The organism is Pseudoalteromonas sp. Z1A2, assembly GCF_011378755.1.
Taxonomy (GTDB): domain Bacteria; phylum Pseudomonadota; class Gammaproteobacteria; order Enterobacterales; family Alteromonadaceae; genus Pseudoalteromonas; species Pseudoalteromonas distincta.
This window is the reverse complement of the sequence record NZ_WTKX01000002.1, coordinates 238,530-255,490: the sequence shown is the minus strand read 5'-3', so window position 1 is coordinate 255,490 and position 16,961 is coordinate 238,530. Positions and strand designations below refer to the sequence as shown.

Here is a 16,961-nt window from a genome sequence, read left to right as displayed (position 1 = left end):
AGACGATGGCACAAGTACAATTTTCAGTTTATCGTTATAATCCAGATGTTGACAACGCTCCTCGTATGCAAGAATACACCTTGCAAACAGAGGAAGGTCACGACATGATGGTGTTAGATGCACTTATTCTTTTAAAAGAACAAGATCCTACACTATCTTTTCGTCGTTCATGCCGTGAAGGTGTGTGTGGGTCTGATGGTGTTAACATGAATGGTAAAAATGGTTTAGCATGTATTACTCCTTTATCTACGCTACAAAAAAATGGCAAAGGTAAAATTGTAGTACGTCCGTTACCAGGCTTACCTGTGGTTCGTGACCTTGTTATTGACATGAGTCAGTTCTACACTCAGTACGAAAAAGTTAAACCTTATTTAATTAATGATCAGCCTGCAGCAGGCGAGCGTCTTCAATCTATTGAAGAACGTGATAAATTAGATGGGCTATATGAGTGTATTTTGTGTGCATGTTGTTCGACATCGTGTCCTTCGTTCTGGTGGAACCCAGACAAGTTCATTGGTCCAGCAGGCCTTCTTCACGCTTACCGTTTCTTAGCTGATAGCCGAGATACAGCAACTGAAGAACGTTTAGCGGATTTAGACGATGCGTTCAGTGTGTTCCGTTGCCACAGTATCATGAACTGTGTTAGCGTTTGTCCTAAGGGTCTTAACCCGACTAAAGCAATTGGGCAAATCAAATCTATGTTATTAAACCGAGCGGTTTGATTACTTAGTAAACGTAAGATGGCTAATACAGATTATTAGCCATCTTGTTATGATAACTATTAATTTCTGCGCTAAAGAAAAGGGCTTATAAATGCACGAAGGTGTGATGAAGGCATGGCTAGAATCTTCACATTTAAACGGCGGCAACGTTGCTTATGTAGAAGAGCTTTATGAAGCGTATTTAGACGATGCGACTTCTGTGCCAGATGAATGGCGAGAAGTGTTCGAACAATTACCTAAAGTTGATGGTGTGGATGTTGAAGTAAAACATTCAGAAGTTCGAACGCAGTTTGCACAGCTTGCAAAAAACAAGCATAGAGAAGTAGTGGTAGCAGAGGGTAGTGGCGGTGACCTTAAACAGGTTAAAGTTCTACAACTTATTAATGCTTTCCGTTTTCGTGGACACCAAAATGCAAACCTAGATCCATTAGGTATTTGGCAACGAGAGCGTGTACGAGATTTAGAGCTAGAGTACCACGACTTATCTTCAAGTGATTTTGACCGCGAGTTTAACGTAGGATCGTTTGCCGTAGGCCGCGATACTATGCCTTTAGGTGAACTATACCAAGCACTAAAAACTACATATTGTGGTTCAATTGGCGCTGAGTATATGCACATCACATCAACAGAGGAAAAGCGTTGGTTACAACAGCGTTTAGAATCTGTCCAGTCTAGGCCAAAATTCGAAAAAGACGAAAAGCTGCGTATCCTAAAAGGATTAACTGCTGCTGACGGACTTGAAAAATATTTAGGGGCTAAGTTCCCAGGTGCTAAGCGTTTCTCACTTGAAGGTGGCGATGCGTTAGTTCCAATGTTAAAAGAGCTTATTCACCGCGCTGGTGAAAGCGGCCAACAAGAAGCTGTTATTGGTATGGCTCACCGTGGTCGTTTAAATGTTCTTGTAAATGTACTTGGTAAAAATCCATCAGAGTTATTTGATGAGTTTGCTGGTAAACATAAAGAAACATTAAGTTCTGGCGATGTTAAATACCACATGGGTTATTCATCTGACTTTGCTACTAAAGGTGGCAATGTTCATATGGCGCTTGCGTTTAACCCGTCTCATCTTGAAATTGTAAACCCAGTTGTTATGGGCTCAGTACGTGCTCGTCTTGACCGCTTAGGTGACAGTTCTGGTATTAAAGCTTTACCAATTACAATTCATGGTGATTCTGCGGTTACAGGCCAAGGTGTTGTACAAGAAACGTTTAACTTATCACAAACTAACGCGTTTAGTTGTGGTGGTAGTATTCGTATTGTTGTAAATAACCAAGTTGGTTTTACTACATCTAAACAAGACGATGTACGCTCTACAGATTACTGTACTGACATTGCTAAAATGGTTCAGTCACCTATCTTCCATGTTAACTCTGATGACCCTGAAGCAGTTGCATTTGTTACTCAAATTGCACTTGATTTCAGAAACCAGTTTAAACGTGACGTAGTAATCGATTTAGTATGTTACCGTCGCCATGGTCACAATGAAGCTGATGAGCCTAATGCAACTCAGCCTGTTATGTACCAAAAAATTAAAAAGCACCCAGTTCCACGTTTAATTTACGCAGATCAACTTATAGCTGAAGGCTCTTTTTCTGAACAAGAAATAAAAGCACTTGCTGATGAGTACCGTAATGCATTAGACGAAGGCAACTGTGTTGTTTCAGAAATACAACCAGAGACATCGCATTCTTCAGATTGGGCAAAGTATGTTGGCCATGAATGGGATGTTGATTACGATGCCAGCGTACCTGTTGAAGAGCTCAAAGCACTCGGTGAGAAAATCGCTTCTTACCCAGAGCAATATAAAGCACAGTCACGCGTTAAAAAGATTTACGATGATCGTAAATTAATGGCTTCTGGTGAGAAACCTCTAGATTGGGGTATGGCAGAAACACTTGCTTATGCAACAATCGCAACTGAAGGCACTGACATTCGTTTAACTGGTCAGGATTCAGGGCGTGGCACATTCTTCCATCGTCATGCTGTTGTTCACAGTCAATCAGACGGCGCTACTTATACACCTCTACAGCACTTAAGCGAAGATCAAGGTACTTTTGAAGTATTTGATTCTGTTTTATCTGAAGAAGCTGTTGTTGCTTTTGAATACGGTTATGCAACTGCAGAGCCTACTTCATTAGTGCTTTGGGAAGCACAGTTTGGTGATTTCGCCAACGGTGCACAGGTTGTATTTGACCAATTCCTAAGTTCTGGTGAGCAAAAATGGGGCCGTTTATGTGGTCTTACAATTTTGTTACCACATGGCTACGAAGGACAAGGTCCAGAACATAGTTCAGCTCGTTTAGAGCGTTTCCTACAACTATGTGCTGATCACAACATGCAAGTATGTGTTCCATCTACTCCTGCACAAGTTTACGCTATGCTTCGTCGTCAATCAGTTCGACCACTACGTCGTCCGTTGATTGTTATGACGCCTAAGTCGTTGCTTCGTCATCCTCTTGCAACTTCATCGCTTGAAGAGCTATCGCATGGTGTTTTCCATAATATGATCGACGAAGTTGATGATATTAACCCTGAGAAAGTCGAACGCGTTGTATTTTGTAGTGGTAAAGTTTATTACGAACTATTACAAGAGCGTCGTAAGCTTGAGCAAGATAATATTGCTATTGTTCGTGTTGAGCAGTTATATCCGTTCCCACATGACGAAATGCAAACAATTATGGAACGTTACCAACACGTAACTGATTTTGTATGGTGTCAAGAAGAGCCACAAAACCAAGGTGCATGGTACTGTTCACAACATCACTTTATTGATGCAATCCCACAAGGTGCTAAATTAAAATATGCAGGACGTAAAGCGTCTGCATCACCAGCGTGTGGTTACATGTCAGTACATACTAAAGAACAACAAGCGCTCGTTGCCGACGCGCTTACTATAGAAAATAAAGGATAAGCAATGAGCACAGAAATTAAAGTTCCTGTTCTTCCTGAGTCGGTTGCAGATGCTACCGTTGCTACATGGCATGTAAGTGTTGGCGACAAAGTAACTCGCGATCAAAACTTAGTAGACATTGAAACAGATAAAGTGGTTTTAGAAGTTGTTGCACAGCATGACGGTGTAATTACAGAAATATCACAAGAAGAAGGTGCAACCGTACTTGGCGATCAAGTTATGGGTTTACTTGGTGATGCTGATGCAGCGCCAGCAAGTGAAGGTTCATCTAAAGAAGAATCAGCACCAGCTAAATCAGATGACGCGCCAGCGGCGCAATCAGCACCAGCATCAGAAGGTAAAGAAGTGGACATTAAAGTACCTGTACTTCCAGAATCAGTTGCAGACGCAACAATTGCTACATGGCATGTACAACCAGGTGACGCAGTAACACGCGACCAAAACTTGGTAGATATTGAAACAGATAAAGTTGTTCTTGAAGTAGTAGCTCAAGAAGATGGCATCATGGGTGATATCATTCACAACGAAGGCGATACTGTACTAGGCGAGCAAGTAATTGGTTCGGTTAAAGCAGGCGGTGCACCAGCGGCTCCAGCTGCAAAAGCAGACGAAACGCCAGCGGCAGATTCTAGCGAAAGTTCAGATGTGTTAACACCATCAGTTCGTCGTTTAATTGCTGAGAAAGGCTTAGACGCTTCTAAAATTAACGGCACGGGTAAAAATGGCCGTGTAACTAAAGAAGACGTTGATACGTTCTTAAAAGCACCAGCGCCAGCGGCTAAAAAAGCAGAAGCTTCTGCTCCTGCAGCACCGATGGGCGATCGTACTCAAAAACGTGTTCCTATGACTCGCCTACGTAAAACGATTGCTACACGTCTTCTTGAAGCTAAAAATTCAACTGCAATGTTAACAACATTCAACGAAGTGAACATGGAACCAATCATGAGCCTTCGTAAGCAGTACCAAGAAGTATTTGAAAAGCGTCATGGTATTCGTTTAGGTTTCATGTCTTTCTACGTGAAAGCGGTAACTGAAGCACTTAAACGCTTCCCAGATGTTAATGCATCAATTGATGGTGACGATATTGTTTACCATAACTATTTTGATATCAGCATTGCAGTATCTACTCCACGTGGTCTAGTTACTCCAGTACTTAAAGATTGTGACAAACTATCTGTTGCTGAAATCGAAAAGGGTATTCGTGAATTAGCACTTAAAGGTCGTGATGGTAAGCTAACGCTTGCAGATATGACCGGTGGTAATTTCACTATTACTAATGGCGGCGTATTTGGTTCATTACTATCTACACCTATCATTAACTTGCCACAGTCTTCAATTTTGGGTATGCATAAAATCCAAGACCGTCCGATGGCTGTAAATGGTAAAGTAGAAATACTTCCTATGATGTATTTAGCTCTTTCTTATGACCACCGTATCATTGATGGTAAAGAATCAGTTGGTTTCTTAGTGACTATTAAAGAGTTACTTGAAGATCCAACTCGCTTATTGCTAGATGTTTAATCTAGTTGTATGAAATGTAAGCTGTGAATGAACATTCACAGCTTTTTTTTTGCGCCTTTGGTCTTACTGGGGTTTTCATGTTAAGCCTTGGGATCTATACTAGGTGCGCAATTTGGGATAGTTGTTTATTTGAAAAAATATTCAGCTCTTTTAGTATAAAAAATTGGATAAAGCATCATGAATTTGCATGAGTATCAGGCAAAACAACTTTTTGCCGAATATGGTTTACCAGTTTCTCAGGGTTTCGCTTGCGATACACCTGAAGAAGCTGCAGCAGCTGCTGAAAAAATCGGCGGTGATATGTGGGTTGTTAAAACTCAGGTTCACGCAGGTGGACGTGGTAAAGCTGGCGGTGTAAAGCTAGTAAAAACTATCGACGAAGTAAAAGCGTTTGCAGCTAACTGGTTGGGTAAAAACCTAGTTACTTACCAAACAGACGAGAAAGGCCAGCCAGTAGCTAAAATTTTAGTTGAAAGCTGTACTGACATTGCTAACGAATTGTACCTAGGTGCAGTAGTTGACCGTGCATCTCGCAAAGTAGTTTTCATGGCGTCTACTGAAGGCGGCGTTGAAATTGAAACTGTTGCAGAAGAAACACCAGAGCTTATCCACAAAGCTGAAATTGATCCATTAGTGGGTCCTCAAGCTTACCAAGCACGTGAACTAGGCTTCAAATTGGGTCTTAACCCAGTACAAATGAAGCAGTTTGTTAAGATCTTTATGGGTCTTGGTAACATGTTTACTGATTTTGATTTCGCACTACTTGAAATCAACCCGTTAGTAATTACAGACGAAGGTAACCTTCACTGTCTTGACGGAAAAATCGGTATTGATGGTAATGCACTTTACCGTCAACCTAAAATCCGTGAGTTCCACGATCCATCTCAAGAAGATGCACGTGAAGCACACGCAGCAAGCTTCGAGCTTAACTACGTTGCTCTAGATGGCAATGTTGGTTGTATGGTTAACGGTGCAGGCCTAGCAATGGGTACTATGGACATCGTAAACCTACACGGCGGCAAACCGGCTAACTTCCTAGATGTTGGCGGCGGCGCGACTAAAGAACGTGTTTCTGAAGCATTCAAAATCATCCTTTCTGACGACAATGTTAAAGCTGTTTTAGTAAACATCTTTGGCGGTATCGTACGTTGTGACATGATTGCTGAAGGTATCATTGGCGCAGTTAAAGAAGTTGGCGTAAATGTACCTGTAGTTGTACGTTTAGAAGGTACTAATGCTGAATTAGGTCGTGAAGTTCTTAAGAACTCAGGTCTAGATATCATTGCTGCTGAATCACTAACAGACGCTGCTGAGAAAGTTGTTGCTGCTGCGGAGGGCAAATAATGTCTGTATTAATCAATAAAGATACAAAAGTTATCTGTCAAGGTTTCACTGGTGGCCAAGGTACTTTCCACTCAGAGCAAGCGCTTGAGTACGGCACACAAATGGTTGGTGGTGTAAGCCCAGGTAAAGGCGGTCAAACGCACCTTGGTCTTCCTGTATTCAACACAGTTCGTGATGCTGTTCAAGAAACTGGCGCAACTGCTTCAGTTATCTACGTACCAGCTCCTTTCTGTAAAGATGCAATCTTAGAAGCTATCGATGCTGGCATCGAGCTGATTGTTTGTATCACTGAAGGTATCCCTACGCTTGATATGGTTGACGTTAAAGTTAAACTAGATCAAACAGGTACTCGTATGATCGGTCCTAACTGTCCAGGTGTTATTACTCCTGGTGAGACTAAGATTGGTATCATGCCTGGTCACATCCACAAACCTGGTAAAGTAGGTATTGTTTCTCGCTCTGGTACTTTAACGTACGAAGCGGTTAAGCAAACTACTGATGCTGGTTTTGGTCAGTCTACGTGTGTTGGTATTGGTGGTGATCCAATCCCAGGTACTAATTTTATCGACGTTTTAGAAATGTTCGAAAAAGATCCACAAACTGAAGCAATCGTAATGATTGGTGAAATTGGTGGTACTGCAGAAGAAGAAGCTGCAGAGTACATCAAAGCTAACGTAACTAAACCTGTAGTATCTTACATTGCTGGTGTTACTGCACCAGAAGGTAAGCGTATGGGTCACGCTGGCGCAATCATCGCAGGCGGTAAAGGTACTGCTGATGAGAAATTTGCTGCATTAGAAGCTGCGGGCGTAAAAACTGTACGTTCACTTGCTGAAATCGGTAAAGCACTTAAAGAGAAAACAGGCTGGTAATTGCTTGTTTCCTCTGAAAAGGCCCGCTTATGCGGGCCTTTTTGTTATTAAGGTAAATTTAGAACGGATAACTAATATGCTGAAAAAAGCGTACAGACAAATCCTGTCGTTGTTTATTTATAGCCAGCTCGTTACATAATGCATGAATTGTTTTCTCTACTTGGTTCATAAAGCGGCCATAACCAATTTCATGTTTATCCTGCTGCGTTGCGACAATAACAAAATGTAGTGTTTCTACTAATTTTGTTGCTTCATAAAAATACTTAATTTGATTTTCATTTGATTCAACATCAAAGCTCAACTTTTGTAACTCTGCATTACCTTCATTTTTATCTATTTTACTGTTTCGGACAATGGGTATTGCGCCATTAGCTACCATTGCACCGTGTGTTAATTTGTTTTGTTCACATGCGCGTTTAAAACTATCTGCAAAGTAATCATAAAACTTTTCCACATCGTTATTGTTCACCATTGTTTGAAACTGTGTTTTGATGGCCCGAGAAACCGCAATGGTAAATGTTGCGTAAGTCATTTCAGCATAGTCACTAGGAATATTACATTGCCTTGATTGATAGCGAGGGTAGAGGCTTCTGAGTTTATATCCATAACTCTCTTTATTTCCCTTATCTTTAGCAAATAAATCGTAAGTTAGATGCTGGTGATCGCGAAGTTTAAATTGGGGCTGATTTATAAATAACTGTTCTTGTAAAAGGGTCAATACTTTTTGTACTCTATTGTGAAACAAAGCTGAGTTTGCACGTAAGTCTTCACCCGTGGCTAAAAACAAGAAACGTATTTTCTTACTTTTTATATCTGATGAGTAATAAATTTTATGTGCTTCGTGATAACGAGGATTATAAAAAAACAACATCTGCTTGTCGGTTTCTAGTTGATATGACTCATCATGAAAGCGTACAACCGGTAGTTTATCGTTTGCTAATAAATGTACATTATGCAGTTCATACTCATCACAACATGCAAATAATTGACGTGCAATACGCTCGTAGCAACAGTTTATAGTGCTAAAGCTATTATAAAATGCTTCATTAGGTATTATTTCAGCCAATAAATAGTGGTTAGCGCGTGCATTAGTTGGAATATATACACGGTGTTGATTAAGTGTCGCCATCTTAGAATCCTTATAAAGTAGGTTATTTAGCTACTATAATTGGCTTTGATGACCTAAATGTTGCGTTAAAACAAATTTTATTCATAAACAATTGAACAAGTGGATTAAAGTTAATCAATATCTAAAATAAACCTTAATCTATTGCTGTATGTTAGTGTATGTTTTTGTAATAATGCATTAGTTTTGTTATTACGTAATATTTAGAGGATCACACTCCTATGGCGGAAATTGAGAATCGCCCAAGTAACTTTATTAGAACCCGAATTGATGAAGACTTAGCAAGTGGCAAACATGCGACAACGCATACACGTTTTCCACCTGAACCAAATGGTTTTTTACATATTGGCCATGCCAAATCAATTTGTTTGAATTTTGGTATCGCAAAAGACTACAACGGTTTATGTAACCTACGTTTTGACGATACAAACCCTGAAAAAGAAGACATTAACTACGTTAACTCTATTAAAGAGGATGTACAGTGGTTAGGCTTTAATTGGGATGGCGACATAAAGTATTCTTCTAACTATTTTGATACTTTATATGGTTACGCAGTAGAGCTTATTGAAAAAGGCTTAGCGTACGTTTGTTTTTTAACTGCAGACGAAGCACGACAGTACCGTGGTACATTAAAAGAGCCAGGTAAAAACAGTCCTTATAGAGATACTTCAGTTGAAGAAAACCTAGCGTTATTTGAGAAAATGCGCGCTGGCGAATTCAAAGAAGGTGAATGTGTACTGCGTGCTAAAATAGATATGGCAAGCTCATTTATGGTGCTTCGCGATCCAATTATTTACCGTGTACGTTTTGCTCATCATCATCAAACAGCTGACAAGTGGTGCATTTACCCAATGTATGACTTCACTCATTGTATTTCTGATGCGCTTGAAGGTATTACACATTCATTATGTACATTAGAGTTTCAAGATAACCGTCGTTTATACGACTGGGTACTTGATAACATTAGTTTAGAGTGTCACCCACAGCAAATTGAGTTTTCGCGCTTAAATCTTGAATACACTATTATGTCAAAGCGTAAGCTAAATGATCTAGTAGTAAATAACTATGTAGAAGGGTGGGATGACCCTCGTATGCCTACTATTGCAGGTTTACGTCGTCGTGGTTATACACCAGGTTCAATCCGTGAATTTTGTTTGCGTATTGGTGTAACAAAACAAGAGAATATGGTTGAAATGGGCATGCTTGAAGCCTGTATCCGTGAAGACTTAAACGAAAATGCACCACGTGCAATGGCTGTACTCGATCCTGTTAAAATCGTTATTGAAAACTACGATGCAGATAAAGTTGAAACTTTATCAGTGGCTAATCACCCAAATAAAGAAGAAATGGGGCGTCGTGATGTTCCATTTACTCGTGAAATCTATATTGAACGAGAAGACTTTAAAGAAGAAGCGAATAACAAATTCAAACGTTTAGTACTTGATAAAGAAGTACGCTTACGTGGTGCTTATGTTATTAAAGCGCAGCGTGTTGAAAAAGACGAAAATGGCGAAATCACAACTATCTTCTGTACTTACGACAGCGAAACACTTGGTAAAAACCCAAGTGATGGTCGTAAAGTAAAAGGTGTTATTCATTGGGTTTCAGCACCAGAGTCTATTAGTGCAGAAGTTCGTTTATACGACCGCTTGTTTAGCGTACCAAATCCAGCAGCTGCAGAGGAATTTGAAACTACGCTAAACCCGGAGTCACTGGTTGTTTTACCTAATGCTAAATTAGAACCATCGCTTGCTAATTCACAAGCAGAGCAGGGCTTTCAGTTTGAGCGTACAGGTTATTTTTCTCGTGATTCTAAATCAGAGAACGTTGTATTTAATCAAACAGTGGGTCTTCGCGATTCATGGTCTAAAACTCAATAAGTAATACCAATTCGCTTGATTAAGTGATCTATTTTGAGGCTGGAAAAACGTGTTGATAGCTAGGCAAAAAATTCGCTATTTAGTTGTTCTAAATGAGCATTTTTTAACGCAGGTAGCGACACGTTTAGCCCCGCAAAATGATTAAATATTATTGCGGATTGGTATAATACTTAAAATATACCCAGGATTTACTGGGTATATTTATTACTATTGTCTTTTAGGCACAAAAAAAACCTGCACTTAGCAGGTTTTTTTATTGCTTTTAAAAGCGATATTAGCTGTTAGCGTCGCTAAATTCTTTACACGCTGCTTTATCATTACACTCACCGTATAAATACAAAGAATGGTTTGTAAGAGTAATACCATTTTCTTCAGCAATTTCTAGTTGACGACGCTCAATCATGTCATCTTCAAACTCTACCACTTTGCCACATTTCAAACATACTAAATGATCGTGGTGAGTGCTTCCAGAAAGTTCAAATACTGATTTTCCGCCTTCAAAGTGATGACGGCTTACGATACCCGCATCATCAAATTGGTTAAGTACGCGGTATACAGTTGCAAGACCAATTTCTTCACCTAGATCCAAAAGAATTTTGTAAACATCTTCAGCACTGATGTGTTGGTTATCTGGAGATTGTAAAATCTCTAATATTTTAATACGCGGTAAAGTTACTTTTAAACCGGCTTTTTTAAGTTCCAAGTTATGATCAGTCATTAAATCTGTCTCAATTTTATTTGGTTATACTAGACATCTTGCAAAGATGTACACGACACATTAGCAACAAACAGGATAACGTGCCTAAGCGTTAAGTGCAAAGAACAATTGATATATATTGCCACTAAAGCTTAAAACGCTAACTGTTTGATAATTATTTAAACAGCTAGCGATATATGCAGTAAATTAGTCTGCTAATTCACTTAAACACATTTCTTCATATACTTGAGCAGACCATGCTTTAACACGTTGTTCTGTAAGCTCTGGTTGACGGTCTTCGTCGATACCCAAACCTACAAAGTGCTTATCATCAGCCATTCCTTTAGAGGCTTCAAAGTCATAGCTTTCACTTGGCCAATGGCCCACAACAATAGCGCCACGTTCAGTAACAATATCGTTGATCATGCCCATTGCATCTAAAAAGTACTCAGCGTAATCTTCTTGGTCACCACAACCAAAAATAGCAACAAGTTTTCCTTCAAAGTCTACTTCCTCAAGTTCTGGAAAAAAGTCATCCCAGTCACATTGAGCTTCACCGTAGTACCAAGTAGGGATACCGAATAAGATTAAATCAAATTCAGCAATCTCTTCTTTAGAGCTTTTTGCAATATCATGAACAGCCACTAGCTTTTTACCCAATTCTTTTTGGATCATTTTTGCTACGTGTTCTGTGTTACCTGTGTCACTTCCGAAAAAAATGCCTACACTTGCCATGGATTTAAAACCTTTTATGTATCAATAGCCAATCTTTCTTGTAAAATCGTTTCAATCAGCGCACTGCGGCTAATATTTTGTGCATCTGCCATATCACTCAATGCTTGATATAACTGCGATGAAACTTTAAATTCAACACGCTTTAAACCACGTGCTTTATCTCTTTTTATTTGATTACGTTTATTTACCTTTAACTGCATATCCCGAGAAAGGGGATTGGTCTTAGGTCTGCCTGGGCGTTTTTCGTATTCAAATAAATCGAGTGTAGTTCTATCTGTTTCTGACTTCGCCATGCTTAACCTACACCTGCGCCTTGCCAAAATACTTGAATAAGCCCTTTAGCAATAAAGCCTGAACAACCTAAAAAGAGCACGCCCCAAACAATGTATTGTCCGAACTTTGGCACATTGCCACTTTTTAGTACGTCTTTAATTGCCATGCCGATGAATATGAAAATACCGGCTAAGCCAAAATACAACCCTAGGGTATCAAATTCGTTAATTAACTGACTGACCATCAACGTATAACCTTTAAATTAAACGGCGCGTACTATAGCATATAAATATTCATATATTTAGTGCGCTGAATTAAAAACACGCGATTAAAATTGCTTTAAACCGCAGTTAAAAAGTCATTTATCGCTTTATTAACAGCAAGAGGCTTTTGAGCATGAAGCCAATGACCTGCGCCATGAATAATTTTAGCCTTGGTGTTTTTAAAGCGTGCTGTAATTGCAGTACGATGCTCGGGCAATATATAGTCAGAATCATTACCTTTGATGAAAAGAGTATCGCATAAACAAGAATTGTTTTCATTAACATTGGACGTAATTGTCGAATATTTTTCGTCAAGCACATTTAGGTTAAATCGCCATGCAAAATGACCTTCTTCATTTTTAGCGAGGCTTTTAAGTAAAAACTGTCGAACCCCCAGCTCTTCAATATAAGGCTGCATAATTGCATCAGCTTGCTTTCTATCGTCTATTGACTGCGTTGAAACTGCTTTTAATGCTTGTAATATTTTTGTGTGGCGAGCAGGGTAACTAACAGGTGCGATATCAAGTACAACCAATTTATTTACCAGTTCAGGGTGTGTTAGTGCTAATTCCATTGCGACTTTCCCACCCATAGAGTGACCAACTAAATGAGCTTTATCTATGTTTAAATGTGCTAATAACTCGACAATATCTTGAGCCATTGCAGGGTAGTTCATTTCATCACTATGAGGAGAAAGCCCGTGGTTGCGTAAATCAACGTTAATAACATTAAAGTGTTCACTTAATGGTTTTGCGATTACATTTAGGTTTTCTAATGATCCAAAAAGTCCGTGGATCAAAATAACATTAGGGCCTTGCCCTTGTTGCTTGTAATTTAACTGCATACACGCCTCCTGAAAATTTCGCCATAGTTTGCCGAGCATTGCTCTAAAAAGCAAAAAATACAGCGACTATTTATTAAATTGGGCTTTTGTTTGTTAAATCAACAACAATCTAGTAAATATTAATATGTTTACGGGAGTGCTTGTTGTAACTCGCATTTCTGATTGGTTTGGGTATAATCACACGGGAGAAAAAAATGTGACCCGTAATGACAGGAAGAACATGAAACAAATCGACATAGACGACGAGTTATATCAGTATATTGCAAGCAATACGCAAAGTATTGGTGAAAGTGCATCCACTATTTTACGTCGTTTATTAAATCTGAGCGGCGAAAAAATTCAAACCGCAAACGTAGAACTAACTCAAAATAATCAAACTGCGACTACGTCTACCGCCACATTAAAAAGCTCAGAGCTACCTGCTGCTGAGACTGCAAAAAAACAAACGCCTGTAGCTCACGCACCCGTGAAGCAAAAAAGCGATAATGTTTTTAATGTATTAAATAAAGAAGAGCTGGCAATGCAGAAGGGTGTTGTTGGGCGCTTTTTGTTTATTTTAAGTGCATTTTACCGCACACATAAATCTGATTTTTCGGCTGTACTAGATATTAAAGGGCGTGACCGTGTTTACTTTGCTACTAGTAAAGAAGCCTTAGTAAATAGCGGTAGTAGTATGAACCCTAAAAACATAACTGATAGTGAATATTGGGTTATGACAAATTCTAATACAACGCGTAAAAAAATGATGCTTCATGAAGTTGCTCTTTGCCTTGGATATAGTGCAGAGCAAGCTGAAAAAATTCGCGATTACCTGTAAGGAAATATAATGGCTATTCACTCAGGCGCAGGCAAAACTGCTCCACAATCAGCACTGGTTAACGTACCTAAATTAGTATCTGCGTATTACTTAAACGAACCTGATCTTGAACAAAATCCAGAGCATTGTGTTGCTTTTGGTACATCAGGCCACCGTGGTTGTTCTTACGATGTTAAATTTAACGAGTCACACATTTTAGCGATTACTCAGGCTATTTGTGATTATAGAAAACAAAATGATATTTTTGGTCCGTTATTTTTAGGTAAAGACACACACGCACTGAGTGAGGCTGCATTTAATTCAGCTATTGAAGTTTTAGTTGCTAACGAAGTGCAAGTGATAACGCAAGAAAACGGTGACTTTACACCAACGCCAGTTATCAGCCACGCCATAGTTAGCCATAACAAGCTGCACCCAAATGAGCTTGCAGACGGGATTGTTGTTACGCCTTCACATAACCCTCCTGAAGATGGTGGCTTTAAATACAATCCACCTAATGGCGGACCTGCTGATACCGACGTCACTAAGTGGATTGAAGACAGAGCAAATCAACTTTTATTAGAAGACTTGGTTGAAGTTGAGTTATTCCCATTCGCTAAAGCTTCACGTTCAGGCTTTATTCGCTACGAAGATTTAATGACTCCTTATATTGATGATTTAGCAAATATCGTTAATTTAAAAGCCGTTAGCGATGTAGGTATCAAAATTGGTATCGATCCACTAGGTGGTTCAGGTATTAATTTTTGGCCTGTTATTGCTAAAAAATATAATTTAGATTTAACCGTCGTTAATGATGTTGTTGACCCACGTTTTGCTTTTATGCCACTTGATAAAGATGGCAAAATTCGTATGGATTGTTCATCACCTTATTCAATGGCGAACCTTATTGCATTAAAAGATGATTTTGATGTGTCTATTGGTAACGACCCTGACTACGATCGTCACGGTATTGTAACGCCAGATGGTTTAATGAATCCAAACCACTTTTTAGCAGTGGCAATTGATTACTTACTTAAACACCGTGATTGGAATGAAACAGTAGAGATTGGTAAAACACTGGTTTCTAGCTCTATGATCGATAAAGTAGCAGCGCGCAATAATCGTAAAGTAAAAGAAGTACCCGTAGGCTTTAAATGGTTTGTTGAAGGCTTAAGCAAAGGCAAGCTTGCTTTTGGTGGCGAAGAAAGCGCAGGTGCTGCATTCTTACGTTTTGATGGCTCTGTATGGTGTACAGATAAAGACGGCTTTATTATGGGACTACTCGCTGCAGAAATACTTGCAGTAACAGGTAAAACTCCATCAGCGCTTTATAAAGAACTAGAACAAGAGTTTGGTTCTCCAATTTATAAACGCCTTGATGCACCGGCCTCAAGCGGCCAAAAGTCACGTTTAAAAGCATTGAGTGCTTCTGATGTTAAAGCAGATACACTTGCTGGCGAACCTATTTTGCAAAAACTGACTCATGCACCAGGTAACGATGCGGCAATTGGTGGTTTAAAAGTGGTCACTGAAAATGGCTGGTTTGCAGCGCGTCCATCAGGTACTGAAGATATTTATAAAATATACCTTGAATCATTTAAAGGTGAAGAGCATTTAGCGTTACTTGAAAAAGAAGCTAAAAAGTTAGTCGATTCTGTGATCAGCTAACACTGCTTAAACTATTTTAAAACGGCTGATTTATTCAGCCGTTTTTGTTTCTATACCTTTACCTTGTGCATATATATGCATAAGAGTTTACTCTCACATTATTTTTAAAGGGCTTATTACATGTCAGCCAATCCATCTTACTTAAATGAATTAAAACAAACGGGCGATTTTTTAACGCTTAGCCGTAATAACGAATGGCATTTAGATGCAGGTGAATTTGTTTTAGATAATGGAATTTGTGTAAATATACACGATACCGGTGTAATTGAGTTTCAACCTGCTGTTAAAACAAGCAAAGATGTAATTTATTCAAGCGCTGTACACGGTAACGAAACTGCGCCAATTGAAATTTGTGATGCGCTCATTAAACAAATTATAAAAGGTGAGCTAGTCCTTAAACAGCGTGTTTTATTTATTTATGGTAATCCACAATCAATTAATATTGGCCTGCGTTTTGTAGAAGAAAACTTAAATAGATTATTTAATGGTCACCATACAGTTGAAGGTGTACCAATGAATAATGAACGAAACCGCGCTGCAAAGCTTGAGCAATACGTAAGTGACTTTTATGCCCGTGGCCAGCAAGGCAGTAGCCGATGTCATTACGACTTACACACTGCAATTAGAGGCTCTAAAAACGAAAAATTTGCTGTGTATCCATTTTTACATGGTAAGCCATGGAAAAAGTCACAGTTACAATTTTTATTGAGCTGTGGTGTAAATACCGTACTTATGATGAAATCACCCGCAACGACGTTTAGCTATTATTCGTCGTTTGTTCATGGTGCAGACTCGTTTACGGTAGAGCTGGGTCAGGTTAAGCCATTTGGCCAAAATGATATGACCCGCTTTGAAAAAACAAAGCAAACATTAACTGCATTAATTAGCCAAAATGTAGTTAAATACCCTGATTTTAATGCAAGTGAGTTTGAGTTATTTGCAGTGCACCGCACAATTAATAGAACGCAGGATGATTTTAGTTTCCCTTTTTCTGATGATGCTGAGAACTTTACTGGCTTTGCGAAAGGTGAACTACTTGCAACCGACGGTGATACAGCGATTTACGCTGACGTTGAAGGTGAGGCTATTATATTTCCAAATTCGAGCGTAGCATTAGGTCAAAGAGCACTGCTTACTGTTATTCCAATGGATATTGATAGCAATTTCGTCTAATTAAACTCATCAGACCACTGGTAGCTTCAAGTTAACTATATGATTACTATTAATTAAAGTAACCGTATCGTTAACTTGCCACTTATTTAACTTGTATTTGCTTTTGTTTCGTCCCAGATGTGTTGAATAACACTTT

The 16,961-nt window shown here is 39.2% G+C and carries 15 protein-coding genes; 9 read left to right on the top strand and 6 right to left on the bottom strand.

The window, feature by feature from the left end:
* Positions 1–5: 5 nt before the first annotated feature.
* The 5 genes from GQR47_RS02590 to sucD all read left to right on the top strand — a co-directional run bounded on the left by GQR47_RS02590 (position 6) and on the right by sucD (position 7,370).
* Complete coding sequence (locus GQR47_RS02590) at positions 6–722, top strand: succinate dehydrogenase iron-sulfur subunit (protein ID WP_002961804.1); 717 nt, start codon at positions 6–8, stop codon at positions 720–722.
* Between the two features lie 91 nt (positions 723–813).
* Entirely contained in the window at positions 814–3,633 is a 2,820-nt protein-coding gene (sucA, locus tag GQR47_RS02585) for a 2-oxoglutarate dehydrogenase E1 component (RefSeq protein WP_033021680.1), read from the top strand.
* 3 nt (positions 3,634–3,636) lie between these two features.
* Positions 3,637–5,154, top strand: a complete 1,518-nt coding sequence (odhB, locus tag GQR47_RS02580) for a 2-oxoglutarate dehydrogenase complex dihydrolipoyllysine-residue succinyltransferase (protein ID WP_165723478.1) — start codon at positions 3,637–3,639, stop codon at positions 5,152–5,154.
* A 177-nt stretch (positions 5,155–5,331) separates the two neighbouring features.
* Positions 5,332–6,498 (top strand): ADP-forming succinate--CoA ligase subunit beta, encoded by a 1,167-nt coding sequence (sucC, locus tag GQR47_RS02575; RefSeq protein ID WP_002961809.1) that lies wholly within the window; start codon positions 5,332–5,334, stop codon positions 6,496–6,498.
* Positions 6,498–7,370, top strand: coding sequence for a succinate--CoA ligase subunit alpha (gene sucD / locus GQR47_RS02570; protein WP_002961811.1), 873 nt, complete (start codon positions 6,498–6,500; stop codon positions 7,368–7,370). Before sucC ends, sucD begins: the two co-directional genes overlap by 1 nt.
* 58 nt (positions 7,371–7,428) lie before the next feature.
* Here sucD and GQR47_RS02565 read toward each other — a convergent pair whose 3' ends face one another.
* Positions 7,429–8,499 (bottom strand): DUF3083 family protein, encoded by a 1,071-nt coding sequence (locus tag GQR47_RS02565; protein ID WP_024596871.1) that lies wholly within the window; start codon positions 8,497–8,499, stop codon positions 7,429–7,431.
* A 218-nt stretch (positions 8,500–8,717) separates the two neighbouring features.
* On the opposite strand from GQR47_RS02565, the gene glnS reads away from it, so the two are divergent.
* Complete coding sequence (glnS, locus tag GQR47_RS02560; protein WP_024596870.1) at positions 8,718–10,376, top strand: glutamine--tRNA ligase; 1,659 nt, start codon at positions 8,718–8,720, stop codon at positions 10,374–10,376.
* Positions 10,377–10,650: 274 nt separating this feature from the next.
* Here glnS and fur read toward each other — a convergent pair whose 3' ends face one another.
* The 5 genes from fur to GQR47_RS02535 all read right to left on the bottom strand — a co-directional run bounded on the left by fur (position 10,651) and on the right by GQR47_RS02535 (position 13,188).
* Positions 10,651–11,094: a ferric iron uptake transcriptional regulator gene (gene fur, locus GQR47_RS02555; RefSeq protein WP_002962922.1), complete on the bottom strand. Its 444-nt coding sequence runs from the start codon at positions 11,092–11,094 to the stop codon at positions 10,651–10,653.
* A gap of 186 nt (positions 11,095–11,280) precedes the next feature.
* A complete protein-coding gene (fldA, locus tag GQR47_RS02550; protein WP_007586856.1) occupies positions 11,281–11,808 on the bottom strand; it encodes a flavodoxin FldA in 528 nt (175 codons plus the stop codon).
* Between the two features lie 14 nt (positions 11,809–11,822).
* Positions 11,823–12,101 carry a LexA regulated protein gene (gene ybfE / locus GQR47_RS02545; RefSeq protein WP_002962928.1) on the bottom strand — a complete coding sequence of 93 codons (279 nt, stop codon included), beginning with the start codon at positions 12,099–12,101 and terminating at the stop codon, positions 11,823–11,825.
* A 2-nt stretch (positions 12,102–12,103) separates the two neighbouring features.
* On the bottom strand, positions 12,104–12,325 hold the full coding sequence (locus GQR47_RS02540) for a DUF2788 domain-containing protein (RefSeq protein WP_002962930.1): 222 nt from the start codon (positions 12,323–12,325) through the stop codon (positions 12,104–12,106).
* Between the two features lie 95 nt (positions 12,326–12,420).
* A complete protein-coding gene (locus tag GQR47_RS02535) occupies positions 12,421–13,188 on the bottom strand; it encodes an alpha/beta fold hydrolase (protein WP_002962931.1) in 768 nt (255 codons plus the stop codon).
* Between the two features lie 220 nt (positions 13,189–13,408).
* Between GQR47_RS02535 and seqA the strand changes: the two genes are divergently transcribed.
* From seqA to astE, 3 genes are all read left to right on the top strand, one after another.
* Entirely contained in the window at positions 13,409–14,005 is a 597-nt protein-coding gene (seqA, locus tag GQR47_RS02530) for a replication initiation negative regulator SeqA (protein WP_024596869.1), read from the top strand.
* Positions 14,006–14,014: 9 nt separating this feature from the next.
* Positions 14,015–15,652, top strand: coding sequence for a phosphoglucomutase (alpha-D-glucose-1,6-bisphosphate-dependent) (pgm, locus tag GQR47_RS02525; RefSeq protein ID WP_165723477.1), 1,638 nt, complete (start codon positions 14,015–14,017; stop codon positions 15,650–15,652).
* A gap of 120 nt (positions 15,653–15,772) precedes the next feature.
* On the top strand, positions 15,773–16,825 hold the full coding sequence (gene astE, locus GQR47_RS02520; protein WP_165723476.1) for a succinylglutamate desuccinylase: 1,053 nt from the start codon (positions 15,773–15,775) through the stop codon (positions 16,823–16,825).
* The last annotated feature ends 136 nt before the right edge of the window (positions 16,826–16,961 follow it).